Origin of the sequence: Streptomyces sp. NPDC101234, from assembly GCF_044767525.1 — a bacterium.
Lineage (GTDB): Bacteria > Actinomycetota > Actinomycetes > Streptomycetales > Streptomycetaceae > Streptomyces > Streptomyces sasae.
Map to the genome: position 1 here is coordinate 126,267 of NZ_JBIWOA010000017.1, position 12,533 is coordinate 138,799.

The following is a 12,533-nucleotide window of genomic DNA, read 5'->3' on the forward strand; positions in this document are numbered from 1 at the left end:
TCTCTCGCCCAAGGAGGAGTCGTGGCCAAGCCCCGCGACGAGATGCTGACCATCCCTGAAGTGATCGAAGAGATAGGCGTTCCGCGAGCGACCTTCTATCGCTGGCGGCAGTACAAGAAGGGCCCGAAGTCCATCAAGCTCCCGAACGGCGCGGTGCGAATCCGCAGGTCCGAACTGAGTCGGTGGCTCCAGACGCTGGAGGAGAGCGCGTGACGAAAGACACCGACAACGGGGCCGAGCAGAACAACCGCTCGGCCCCGGACGGGTTTTCGCTTGACGTGCGCCTGTGGAAAGTCGCCAAGGCGCAGAGCAAGACGCGTCCCTACCAACTCCGTTGGAAAGTCGGAGGAAAGGTCAGTAGTGCCACCTTCGCCACGGTGGCTCTCGCAGAGAGCCGCAGATCTGAACTGTGGCAGGCAATGCGCCGCGGCGAGGCATTCCGCATCGCCGACGGTCTGCCTGAATCCGAGGTACGGGCTGAGGCCACTGCGGAGCAAGTCCGTGAGGAACTTCCCTGGTTCGCATTCTGCCGCGAGTACATGGCGATGCGTTGGCCGACCGCTGCGGCCAAGACCCGTGAGGGGATCGCCGACGGGCTCGCAGCGGTGACGCTGGCCCTGGTGGAGCAGGAACAGACGATGCCGTCACCGGAAGAGCTGCGTCTTGCCTTCCGGTGGGCGGTCATTCCCAAGAACGCCGAACTTGACCCGCCGGAGGAACTTGAAGACGCCTACGGGTGGATCTCCAAGAAATCGCTTCTCGTCTCTTCGCTGGAAGACCCGAAGATTCTCCGCGATGTTCAGTATCGGATCTCCTTCAAACTGGATGGCACTCCCGCGGCGGGGGAGACCTCCCGTCGTCGGCGGCGCGCGCTCAATACGGCGGTTGAATACGCCATCGAGCGCAAGCTTCTGACGGAGAATCCACTCACCGCCCTCAAGAAGGTGAAGAGTTCCTCATCGGACCGTGTGGACCCCCGTGTTCTTGTGAACAAGACGCAGGCTGCTCAACTTCTCGCGTCGGTCTCGTACGTTGGGACATGGGACCGCAAGAAGGGTCGGCGCCTGGTGGGCTTCTACGCGGTCATGTACTTCGCGGGCCTCCGCCCGAGTGAGGCTGTGGGCCTCAGGAAGACGGATTGCTTCCTCCCGGAGAACGGGTGGGGCGTTCTGACACTCCACGACACCCACCCCGTGTCAGGCAAGCAGTGGACAGACAGCGGAGAGCGCCACGACAAGCGCGGCCTGAAGTCGAGAGAGGCCAAGGAGGACCGGCCAGTCCCGATCCCCCCGCCGCTCGTGGCCATGCTCCGCGCCCACCTGAAGGAGTTCGGTACGGCCAAGGACGGGCGGCTCTTCACGAACGAGCGGGGCGGCCTGGTGGGCAGCAGTACCTATTGGCGCGTATGGCGGGACGCTCGGGAGTACGCGCTCTCGCCGGACCTTCAGGCGTCCATCCTCGGGGGGCGGCCGTACGACCTGCGGCACACCTGCATCACGACATGGCTGAACGCCGGCGTGCCAGTGGCGGAGGTCGCGCGGAGAGTCGGCAACTCACCCGAGGTGATTCATCGGGTTTACGAAGGGTGCATATACGGCCAGGAGGCTGCAATGAACATGAAGATCGAGAAGGAGCTTGACTGGCCTTCCTAGCTCTTCGGATCCGCGGGAAGCTGGCCGCGTCTAAGCAGGGCGCGGCCAGCGGCCAGCGTCGCGTGAATGGCAGGTGCGGTAATAGGGATCGATCCCTCGCCTCTGCGTCGAACAACGCTAATGAAGGCACCCTCGATGCGACCGTCCACTATCGCACCGTGAACGAGAAAGGGCTTGAGCTCTTCAGGCTGAGGTGGAATGTGAACAAAGACTATGCCCCGATCCTGTCCATCGGGAAATGCCTCTACGTCGAGGAAATCTGGGGGAGGGTACAGGTGAATCTCTAGTGCGCTCTGATATCTGCGCAGCGTGCGCCCATCGAGAGGGACTGGACACGCACTGTGAATCAGTTCCCCTGAGGGGATCTTTTTTCCGCGCATGCCCACAACGACGATGCCACCATGTTCAGCGTTCGCAAACCTTGATACCGCCTGGGCAAGTGCGATCTTCCCGTACGGTGTGTCGAGGTCGTAGTGTGCGCTCTTCACGTCGAGCCATGGACCCTCTGGCTGGCCGATCAAGACGTCCGCTCTACCTGCCCGAAGAAGCTCAAGAGTTGTCTCGCGGGTGAGTTCGCCGCTCTCGGCGGCATCTAGGAGTGCGATCGCATCGCTGCCGACCTTATACAAATCGCTCACCAGTCGATTGCGAAGATCACATTCGAGGTCAATCCGCCAGACGTACGGCGCTGCGTGATGGTCGAGGGTCATTTCGATGTTGCGCAGCGTTGCTTTCCGCCTCGCGAGATATGGTGCAAGCATTGAGCGGTAGATTGGAGGTAGTGTTTCTTCATCGAACTCCTCTGCTTTCGTTACCACGTGAATCTGTACAACTAGAGTCCCTTTCTTTAGTGAGATCTGCACTGGTCCGGGAGGGGACCACTCTTCGTCAAAGTCGTCTAGGTCGCCTTCGACTATATAGAAGTCCAGCTCATCTGCCTCGTAGAGGCGAGCGGCACCTTTTAGGGCGTTCTTTAGGTCGACGGCTTTGAGTTGTGCAAGCTCGGACTCATGAAAGAGGTATCCATCGATGTCTCGATAGCGTCGGCTGTTACTTCCGAACCGAAATTCTTCTAGACGCCTGTCGAAATAGATGGTTCGCGGCAACGTAGGACCTCACAGGGCTGTGGGCTGGTCGGGCCGTTCAGCGCCGGGGCGCAGGCCGCCGGCGTTTGCGCCAGTCGATGGTGCGGTCCTCAGATGATGCCCTGTGGCGAGTCTCTATCGCAGGTCTATCGCGATCAGTGCGAACCAACGACAAAGAGCGGGACCCAGTGAGACTGGCTCCCGCTCTTCATGCTTGGCATCTGCGCTGGTCAACCGCATCATCGTGCTGGTTGAGGCGAAGTGCCCCCGGCAGGATTCGAACCTGCGCACACGGCTCCGGAGGCCGTTGCTCTATCCCCTGAGCTACGGGGGCGTCTGGCGTTGAGCTGTTGCTCGCGGCGACGAACAGAACACTACCAGCTCGCCCGGGGTGTTCATGAACGGGTTTCCCGGGGGTCGCTCCGTCGAGGCGGGCGGAAGTCGGGAAAACCCGGACGCGGTGGCCGGTCCGGACCTACTCTCGAGTTGTGCCAGGGGCGTCGGGTCGGGTGCTTGTTGTGGACGACAACAAGGTCATCCGGCAGCTGATCAGGGTCAATCTCGAACTGGAGGGTCTCGAGGTCGTGACCGCGGCCGATGGTGCCGAGTGTCTGGATGTCGTTCATCGGGTGCGGCCCGACGTGATCACCCTTGATGTCGTGATGCCCCGGCTCGACGGCCTGCGGACCGCCGCCCAGTTGCGTGCCGATCCGCGGACCCGTGATCTTCCCCTCGCCATCGTCAGTGCCTGTACGCAGTACGAGGTGGAGGCCGGGCTCGGTGTCGGTGTCGACGCCTTTCTCGCCAAGCCCTTCGAGCCTGCTGAACTCGTCCGGCTGGTAAGGGAGTTGGTGGCGCGGCGGCGTGGCGGTGAGCAGCAGCGGGCCGGCGGGGGAGTGACCGGGACCGTGGAGCTCTCGGGGGAGCGGGCCGGCGGCAACCCCGTCTACCCGTGACGCCCGTGACGCCGGAAAGTCCGTCCACCCGTGATGTCGGAAAGTCCGGCTGCCTGTGACGCCGGCAGCTGTGTCCATCCGTGACGGCGGGGGCCCGTAATACCTTCTTGTGCCGTCGTAATCCGGGCCCAGCCCGCCCCATCTCGGCCCGCGCCGCCGTCCACATCCCGGAACCGTGCCCAAACCGGCTCGCCTACCCACCCCCCTCCTCCCCTACGCTTGTCCCGTGACCCCCGTCGAGCTCTCCCGTACCGTGCTGCGCGCGGTGCGTCGTGCTGTTGACGAGGGTGAGCTCAGCGTGACCGTGCCGGAGCGGGTCGTGGTGACACCGCCGGGGCCCGGGGGGTGCGGGGACTACGCCACGAACATCGCGCTGCAGCTCGCCCGCCCGGCCGGGCAGCCGCCGCTGCGGGTCGCCGAGATCCTGCTGCCCCATCTCGCGCGCTGCGCCGGTGTCGGTGACGTCGTCGTCACCGGACCCGGGTTCCTCAACATCAGCCTCGGCTCCGCCGCGTCACCGACGGCCACGCTGGTCGGCGAGATCCGCGCCCTCGGGCCCGGCTACGGCCACGGCGACGCCCTCGCCGGGCAGGTGGTCGCGCTGCGGGTGCCGTACGACGTCCGGGCCGAGGTCGTCGCCGACGCGGTGGTCAGGATCGTCGCGACCCAGGGCGGGCGCGGTGAGGTCGAGCACGGGGAGCCGGTGAATCTGCGGCCCGTGCCCGCGCCGGAGGACCCCGCGCCGCTCGGGCCCGACGCCGCCCAGTGGGCGCTGCTGCATCCCGCCGCCCACGACCGGCCCCGGATCACCGCCGACCATCTGGTGCAGCGGGAGAGCAACCCGCTGTTCCGGGTGCGGTACGCCTACGCCCGGACGCGCGCCGTCGAGCGCGGGGCCGGGCGGCTGGGGTTCGGTGCCGTATCCGGGGATGTCGCGGACGCTCCGAGTGCCCTCGTCGCCGCCCTCGCCGACTATCCGCGCATCCTCCACGCCGCGGCCACCCACCGCGCCCCCGACCGGCTCGCCCGGCACCTGGTCACCGTCGCCGATGCCGCCCTGCCGTACCTGCCGACCGTGCTGCCCCGTGGCGACGAGAAACCCTCGGTCGCCCACCGTGCCCGGCTCGCCCTCGCCGAAGCCACCGGGACGGTGCTGGCCGGCGGCCTGTCCCTGCTCGGCATCGACGCACCCGATCACCTCTGAAGAGAGCGCCAGAAGAGTCATGAGCCGTTCCGCACACCCCGCCGGGCCCCGGCACGCCGATGTCCTGCCCGAGGGCCACTACGCCGCTCCGCCCACCGACCTCAACGCGCTCGACGGCAAGGTGTGGGCCCAGACCGTCACGCGTGACGCGGACGGGGTCGTCACCGTCGGCGGTATCGATGTGAAGACCCTTGCCGAGCAGCACGGCACCCCCGCCTACATCCTCGACGAGGCCGACTTCCGGGCCCGGGCCCGCGCCTGGCGCACCGCCTTCGGGCACGACGCCGACGTCTTCTACGCCGGCAAGGCCTTCCTGTCGCGGGCCGTCGTGCGGTGGCTGGACGAGGAGGGGCTCAACCTGGACGTGTGCTCCGGTGGGGAGCTGGCCACCGCGCTCTCCGCCGGGATGCCCGCCGAGCGGATCGCCTTCCACGGCAACAACAAGTCCGGCGAGGAGATCGAGCGCGCGGTCGCGGCCGGTGTGGGGCGGATCGTGCTCGACTCGTTCCAGGAGATCGTGCGGGTCGCGCACATCGCGCAGTCCCTGGGCAAGCGGCAGCGCGTGCAGATCCGTATCACCGTCGGTGTCGAAGCGCATACGCACGAGTTCATCGCCACCGCCCATGAGGACCAGAAGTTCGGGATTCCGCTGGCGGGCGGGCAGGCCGCCGAGGCCGTGCGGCGGGCGCTGCAGCTCGACGGGCTGGAGCTCATCGGCATCCACTCGCACATCGGGTCGCAGATCTTCGACATGTCGGGGTTCGAGGTCGCCGCGCACCGGGTGGTGGGGCTGCTCAAGGACGTCAGGGACGAGCACGGGGTGGAGCTGCCCGAGATCGACCTCGGCGGCGGACTCGGGATCGCGTACACCAGTGACGACGACCCGCGCGATCCGCACGAGATCGCCAAGGCGCTCACCGAGATCGTGACGCGGGAGTGCGAGGCCGCCAGGCTGCGGACCCCGCGCATCTCCGTCGAGCCGGGGCGGGCGATCGTCGGGCCGACGGCCTTCACCCTCTACGAGGTCGGCACCATCAAGCCCCTCGACGGTCTGCGCACCTATGTCTCCGTCGACGGCGGCATGTCCGACAACATCCGGACCGCGCTGTACGACGCCGAGTACAGCGTCGCTCTCGTGTCGCGGACGAGTGAGGCCGAGCCGATGCTCGCCCGGGTCGTCGGCAAGCACTGCGAGAGCGGGGACATCGTCGTGAAGGACGCGTTCCTGCCGGGCGACCTGGCACCCGGTGACCTCATCGCCGTACCGGCCACCGGTGCCTACTGCCGTTCCATGGCGAGCAATTACAACCATGTGCTCCGGCCGCCCGTCGTCGCGGTGAACGACGGCGAGTCCCGGGTGATCGTCCGCCGGGAGACGGAGGAGGACCTCCTGCGTCTCGACGTCGGATAGCCGGAAAAAGACGGAAGGGGCCCGGAAGATCTCCTGTCTTCCGGTCCTCACAGAATGAAATAGATGTCTCACAATCCGGACCAAGGGTAGAAACTCCCGTCCGGTGAGTGAGACTGGTCCAACCGTAGACGGTATGAGGAAACGAGGTCGGATGATGCGTACGCGTCCGCTGAAGGTGGCGCTGCTGGGCTGTGGGGTTGTCGGCTCAGAGGTGGCGCGCATCATGACGACGCACGCCGACGACCTCGCACAGCGGATCGGCGCCCCGATCGAGCTGGCCGGTGTCGCCGTACGACGGCCCTCCAGAGTCCGTGAGGGCATCGACCCCGCTCTGGTCACCACCGATGCCACGGCCCTCGTGAAACGCGGGGACATCGACGTCGTCGTCGAGGTCATCGGGGGCATCGAGCCCGCCCGCACCCTCATCACCACCGCCTTCGAGCACGGTGCCTCCGTGGTCTCCGCCAACAAGGCGCTGCTCGCCCAGGACGGTGCCGCCCTGCACGCGGCCGCCGAGCAGCACGACAAGGACCTCTACTACGAGGCCGCCGTCGCCGGTGCCATCCCGCTGATCCGCCCGCTGCGCGAGTCCCTCGCCGGCGACAAGGTCAACCGGGTGCTCGGCATCGTCAACGGGACCACCAACTTCATCCTCGACAAGATGGACTCGACGGGGGCCGGGTACCAGGAGGCGCTGGACGAGGCCACCGCGCTCGGATACGCGGAAGCCGACCCGACCGCCGACGTCGAGGGGTTCGACGCCGCCGCCAAGGCCGCCATCCTCGCCGGGATCGCCTTCCACTCGCGGGTGCGCCTCGACGACGTCTACCGCGAGGGCATGACCGAGGTCACCGCCTCCGACTTCGCCTCCGCCAAGAACATGGGCTGCACCATCAAGCTGCTCGCCATCTGCGAGCGGGCCGGCGACGGCGGCTCGGTGACGGCCCGCGTGCACCCCGCGATGATTCCGCTGACCCACCCGCTCGCCTCGGTGCGCGGCGCGTACAACGCCGTCTTCGTGGAGTCGGACGCGTCCGGCCAGCTGATGTTCTACGGTCCCGGCGCCGGCGGCGCCCCGACCGCCTCCGCGGTCCTCGGCGACCTGGTCGCCGTCTGCCGCAACCGGCTCAGCGGGGCAACGGGGCCCGGCGAGTCGGCGTACGCCGCCCTGCCCGTGTCGGGGATGGGCGAGGTCGTCACCCGGTATCACATCAGCCTCGATGTCGCCGACAAACCGGGTGTTCTCGCCCAGGTCGCCACCGTGTTCGCCGAGCACGGGGTTTCCATCGATACGGTTCGCCAGCAGGGCAAGGACGGCGAGGCCTCCCTCGTCGTCGTCACCCACCGGGCCTCCGACGCCTCCCTCTCCGGGACCGTCGAGGCGCTGCGCAAGCTCGACACCGTGCGGGGTGTCGCCAGCATCATGCGGGTTGAAGGAGAGTAACCAGCAATGACCCACCAGTGGCGCGGAATCATCGAGGAGTACCGGGACCGGCTGCCCGTCTCCGACACCACGCCGGTCGTGACGCTCCGCGAGGGTGGCACGCCCCTCGTGCCGGCGCAGGTGCTCTCCGAGCGCACGGGCTGCGAGGTCCACCTGAAGGTGGAGGGTGCGAACCCGACCGGGTCCTTCAAGGACCGCGGTATGACCATGGCCATCAGCAAGGCCAAGGAGGAGGGCGCGCAGGCCGTCATCTGCGCCTCCACGGGCAACACGTCCGCCTCCGCGGCCGCCTACGCCGTGCGCGCCGGGATGGTCTCCGCCGTGCTGGTGCCCCGCGGCAAGATCGCGCTCGGCAAGATGGGCCAGGCCCTCGTGCACGGCGCGAAGATCCTCCAGGTCGACGGCAACTTCGACGACTGCCTCACCCTCGCCCGCAACCTGAGCGAGAACTACCCGGTGGCGCTGGTCAATTCGGTCAACCCGGTGCGCATCGAGGGCCAGAAGACGGCCGCCTTCGAGATCGTGGACATGCTCGGCGACGCGCCCGACATCCACGTCCTGCCGGTCGGCAACGCGGGCAACATCACCGCGTACTGGAAGGGGTACAAGGAGTACGCCGGCGACGGCATCGCCGCCGGGACCCCCCGGATGTGGGGCTTCCAGGCCTCCGGCAGCGCCCCGATCGTGCGCGGCGAGGTCGTCAAGGACCCGTCGACCATCGCCACCGCGATCCGCATCGGCAACCCCGCCTCCTGGCAGTTCGCGCTCGCGGCCCGGGACGAGTCCGGCGGCCTCATCGACGAGGTGACGGACCGTGAGATCCTGCGCGCCTACCGGCTGTTGGCCGCCCAGGAGGGCGTCTTCGTGGAGCCCGCCTCCGCCGCCTCCGTGGCCGGTCTGCTCAAGGCCGCCGAGCAGGGCAAGGTGGACCCGGGCCAGCGCATCGTCTGCACGGTCACCGGCAACGGCCTGAAGGACCCCGACTGGGCCGTCGCCGGCGCCCCGCAGCCGGTCACCGTGCCCGTCGACGCGGCCGCCGCGGCCGAGCGGCTGGGCCTCGCCTAGAGAACCGCTCGAGAGGCGGTCGAGAGGTGGTCGAGGAACACTCGGCAGACCACTCGGCCGCCCCGGCCGGGCAACCGGTGACCCCTCTGTGGCGTCTTGACGAGGGGACTCCCTGAAGTGGGGGCACAGGGGGCTTACGACACGCATCGTGCGCCTCCTGTGCGCCCTATGTCGCCACAGAACCTTCCTTCGATAGGCTGTAGTGAACCCGCCCGCTGCATATGCCTCCGCATATGGCGCGGTGCCGCGCCGTCTCCACGGCCCGAGGGTCTTCACGTACCTATCGGATGTCACCTATCGAATGTCATTCGACCATCACGCAGCTCAAGGAGAGTCATCGAGCGATGGCCGGTCCAGCGTTCCGCGCCGCCGCCGTCCGGGTGCGCGTCCCCGCCACCAGCGCCAACCTCGGCCCGGGCTTCGACGCCCTGGGCCTCGCGCTGGGGCTCTACGACGACGTCGTCGTCCGGGTGGCCGACTCAGGACTGCACATCGACATCGCGGGTGAGGGCAGCGAGACGCTGCCGCGTGACGAGAGCCACCTTCTCGTACGCTCCCTGCGCACCGCCTTCGACCTGCTGGGCGGACAGCCCCGCGGCCTGGAGATCGTGTGCGCCAACCGCATCCCGCACGGCCGTGGCCTCGGCTCCTCCTCCGCCGCGATCTGCGCCGGGATCGTCGCCGCCCGCGCCGTCACCATAGGCGGCGAGGCCAGACTCGACGATGCCGCGCTCCTCGAACTGGCCACCGAGATCGAGGGACACCCCGACAACGTCGCGGCCTGTCTGCTCGGCGGCTTCACGCTCTCCTGGATGGAGTCCGGCGCCGCCCGGGCGATCAGGATGGAGCCCGCCGATTCCATCGTTCCGGTGGTTTTCGTGCCCGGAAAGCCGGTCCTGACCGAGACCGCGCGCGGACTGCTCCCGCGCACCGTGCCGCACGTCGATGCCGCCGCCAACGCGGGCCGTGCCGCCCTGCTCGTCGAGGCCCTCACCCGGCGCCCCGAGCTGCTGCTGCCCGCCACCGAGGACCGTCTGCACCAGGAGTACCGCGCCCCGGCGATGCCGGAGAGCGCCGCGCTGGTGGAGCGGCTGCGCGCCGACGGGATCCCGGCCGTGATCTCCGGCGCCGGACCCACCGTCATGGCGCTGGCCGACGCGGAGAGCGCCGACAAGGTGCAGGCCCTGGCCGGCGCCGACTGGGCAGCCAACCGGCTGGACCTGGATGTCCAGGGAGCGAGCGTGCTGCCGCTTGCGACCTGACACACGGTTGCCGGATTTGGAGAGGGGGAATGTTTGTTGGATCCGGTAGTGTTAATCTCAAGTCTGCACCCGACCCCACCATGGCGAGGTGCTTCGTGTCCCCGTCCGGGACAGACATTCTTCCGGGAGTCTCCCAAGCCACTCAGCGTTCGGTACGTCGTACCTGGGCAGTACGCCGTATGCGGGCATTGAGCGGGCCGCTGGGCACGCTCCGGAATTGGTGCGACCACGCCTCGTGACACCGGGTGCCACGGCTGGGGAAGCGCCGTCATCAGAAATTCTCTCCGCCACCTTTGGCGGACCACCGCCCCGGCACGGTCCACACAGCAAGGACCGAAGTCGGACAGCACAACCGGTCGCCGAGCCAGACAGGCCGACGTCCGCTCCAGGGAAGGACCCTTCGTGAGCGACACCACCGATCTGATGGGCGCACGTGTCGAGGAGACCGCTGCCGCGCCCGCCACGGACGCCTCCGCGCCTGCCGCCGGTGCCGGCTCCCGGCGGCGCCGCGGTACCGGCCTCGAGGGCATGGTGCTGGCCGAGCTTCAGCAGGTCGCATCCGGCCTCGGCATCAGGGGCACGGCGCGTATGCGCAAGAGCCAGCTGATCGAGGTCATCAAGGAGGCGCAGGCCGGCGGGGGCTCCCCCGCCAAGGCCGAGCCGGCCGCCGAGACCAAGCCGAAGCGCCGGGCCACCTCCAAGGCCCGTACGGGCGACGACGCCGCCGAGAAGAAGGCGGAGCAGCCCGCCGAGGCCCCCGCCGAGAAGGCCGTGGCCCAGCAGCAGATCGAGATCCCCGGCCAGCCGGCCAGCGACGACGCCCCGGCCGAGCGCCGCCGGCGCCGCGCCACCGCCGAGGCGGGCAGTCCGGCCGCGACCGGCACCGAGACGATCGTCGCCGAGGCGAAGACCGAGACGAGGACCGAGGCCCCCGCCGCGCAGCCGCAGCAGGTCGACGCCGGTGACGGCGAGGGCCGTGGCCGCCGCGACCGCCGTGACCGCGGCCGCGACCGTGACCGCCGCGGCAAGGGCGACGAGCAGCAGGGCGGCCAGGGCGGCCAGGGCGGCCAGGGTGGTCGTCAGGACCGCCAGGACCGGCAGGACCGTCAGCAGCAGGGAGGCCAGGGCCAGCAGCAGGGCGGCGGCCGTCAGGACCGCAACGCCGGCCCGCAGGACGACGACGACTTCGGCGACCGCCGTGGCCGCCGCGGCCGTTACCGGGACCGTCGTGGCCGTCGTGGCCGTGACGAGATCGGCGGCGCCGAGCCGCAGGTCGCCGACGACGACGTCCTGATCCCCGTCGCGGGCATCCTGGACATCCTCGACAACTACGCGTTCATCCGGACCTCCGGCTACCTGCCCGGCCCGAACGACGTGTACGTCTCCCTCGCCCAGGTCCGCAAGAACGGCCTGCGCAAGGGCGACCACATCACCGGCGCGGTCCGCCAGCCCAAGGAAGGCGAGCGGCGCGAGAAGTTCAACGCGCTGGTCCGCCTGGACTCCGTCAACGGCATGGCGCCCGAACACGGCCGCGGCCGCCCGGAGTTCACCAAGCTGACCCCGCTCTACCCGCAGGACCGCCTCCGCCTGGAGACGGACCCGGGTGTGCTGACCACCCGCATCATCGACCTCGTGTCGCCGATCGGTAAGGGCCAGCGCGGTCTGATCGTGGCCCCGCCGAAGACCGGCAAGACCATGATCATGCAGGCGATCGCCAACGCGATCACGCACAACAACCCCGAGTGCCACCTGATGGTCGTCCTGGTCGACGAGCGTCCGGAAGAGGTCACCGACATGCAGCGGTCGGTCAAGGGCGAGGTCATCTCCTCGACCTTCGACCGCCCGGCCGAGGACCACACCACGGTCGCCGAGCTCGCCATCGAGCGCGCCAAGCGTCTGGTGGAGCTGGGTCACGACGTCGTCGTGCTGCTCGACTCGATCACGCGTCTGGGCCGTGCGTACAACCTCGCCGCCCCGGCCTCCGGCCGCATCCTGTCCGGTGGTGTCGACTCGACCGCCCTGTACCCGCCGAAGCGCTTCTTCGGTGCGGCCCGCAACATCGAGGACGGTGGCTCGCTGACCATCCTCGCCACCGCCCTGGTGGACACCGGGTCCCGCATGGACGAGGTGATCTTCGAGGAGTTCAAGGGCACCGGCAACATGGAGCTCAAGCTCGACCGGAAGCTCGCCGACAAGCGCATCTTCCCGGCGGTGGACGTCGACGCGTCCGGTACCCGTAAGGAAGAGATCCTGCTCGGCAGCGAGGAGCTCGCCGTCGTCTGGAAGCTGCGCCGGGTGCTGCACGCGCTCGACCAGCAGCAGGCGATCGAGCTGCTGCTCGACAAGATGAAGCAGACGAAGTCGAACATCGAGTTCCTGATGCAGATTCAGAAGACGACGCCGACACCCGGCAACGGCGACTGACCCTTGCCGTAAGGCAAGAAAAGCAGGCAA

General features: G+C 68.5%; 10 protein-coding genes and 1 tRNA gene. 9 read left to right on the forward strand and 2 right to left on the reverse strand.

Annotated elements, in window-relative coordinates; translation table 11 throughout:
* Positions 1 to 21: 21 nt before the first annotated feature.
* On the forward strand, positions 22 to 213 hold the full coding sequence (locus ACIRR9_RS29310) for an AlpA family transcriptional regulator (RefSeq protein WP_101400676.1): 192 nt from the start codon (positions 22 to 24) through the stop codon (positions 211 to 213).
* Entirely contained in the window at positions 210 to 1,652 is a 1,443-nt protein-coding gene (locus tag ACIRR9_RS29315; protein ID WP_403757735.1) for a tyrosine-type recombinase/integrase, read from the forward strand. Before ACIRR9_RS29310 ends, ACIRR9_RS29315 begins: the two co-directional genes overlap by 4 nt.
* On the opposite strand, the gene ACIRR9_RS29320 is transcribed toward ACIRR9_RS29315, so the two are convergent.
* Together ACIRR9_RS29320 and ACIRR9_RS29325 are read right to left on the reverse strand one after the other, a co-directional pair.
* Entirely contained in the window at positions 1,649 to 2,758 is a 1,110-nt protein-coding gene (locus tag ACIRR9_RS29320) for a hypothetical protein (RefSeq protein ID WP_403757738.1), read from the reverse strand. The two genes, ACIRR9_RS29315 and ACIRR9_RS29320, sit on opposite strands and share 4 nt — an antisense overlap.
* A 241-nt stretch (positions 2,759 to 2,999) precedes the next feature.
* A tRNA-Arg gene (locus ACIRR9_RS29325) sits at positions 3,000 to 3,071 on the reverse strand.
* Between the two features lie 154 nt (positions 3,072 to 3,225).
* Here ACIRR9_RS29325 and ACIRR9_RS29330 point away from each other — a divergent pair.
* The 7 genes from ACIRR9_RS29330 (at position 3,226) to rho (ending at position 12,503) form a co-directional block, all read left to right on the forward strand.
* Positions 3,226 to 3,693, forward strand: coding sequence for a response regulator (locus tag ACIRR9_RS29330; protein WP_403757740.1), 468 nt, complete (start codon positions 3,226 to 3,228; stop codon positions 3,691 to 3,693).
* A 226-nt stretch (positions 3,694 to 3,919) separates the two neighbouring features.
* Positions 3,920 to 4,897 carry an ArgS-related anticodon-binding protein NrtL gene (gene nrtL / locus ACIRR9_RS29335; protein WP_403757743.1) on the forward strand — a complete coding sequence of 326 codons (978 nt, stop codon included), beginning with the start codon at positions 3,920 to 3,922 and terminating at the stop codon, positions 4,895 to 4,897.
* Between the two features lie 19 nt (positions 4,898 to 4,916).
* Positions 4,917 to 6,308 carry a diaminopimelate decarboxylase gene (lysA, locus tag ACIRR9_RS29340; protein ID WP_403757746.1) on the forward strand — a complete coding sequence of 464 codons (1,392 nt, stop codon included), beginning with the start codon at positions 4,917 to 4,919 and terminating at the stop codon, positions 6,306 to 6,308.
* 151 nt (positions 6,309 to 6,459) lie between these two features.
* Positions 6,460 to 7,752 carry a homoserine dehydrogenase gene (locus tag ACIRR9_RS29345; RefSeq protein ID WP_403757749.1) on the forward strand — a complete coding sequence of 431 codons (1,293 nt, stop codon included), beginning with the start codon at positions 6,460 to 6,462 and terminating at the stop codon, positions 7,750 to 7,752.
* 6 nt (positions 7,753 to 7,758) lie between these two features.
* Positions 7,759 to 8,817 (forward strand): threonine synthase, encoded by a 1,059-nt coding sequence (gene thrC, locus ACIRR9_RS29350; protein ID WP_403757752.1) that lies wholly within the window; start codon positions 7,759 to 7,761, stop codon positions 8,815 to 8,817.
* A gap of 344 nt (positions 8,818 to 9,161) precedes the next feature.
* Positions 9,162 to 10,079, forward strand: a complete 918-nt coding sequence (gene thrB, locus ACIRR9_RS29355; RefSeq protein WP_123974126.1) for a homoserine kinase — start codon at positions 9,162 to 9,164, stop codon at positions 10,077 to 10,079.
* Between the two features lie 402 nt (positions 10,080 to 10,481).
* Positions 10,482 to 12,503, forward strand: a complete 2,022-nt coding sequence (rho, locus tag ACIRR9_RS29360) for a transcription termination factor Rho (RefSeq protein WP_403757755.1) — start codon at positions 10,482 to 10,484, stop codon at positions 12,501 to 12,503.
* The last annotated feature ends 30 nt before the right edge of the window (positions 12,504 to 12,533 follow it).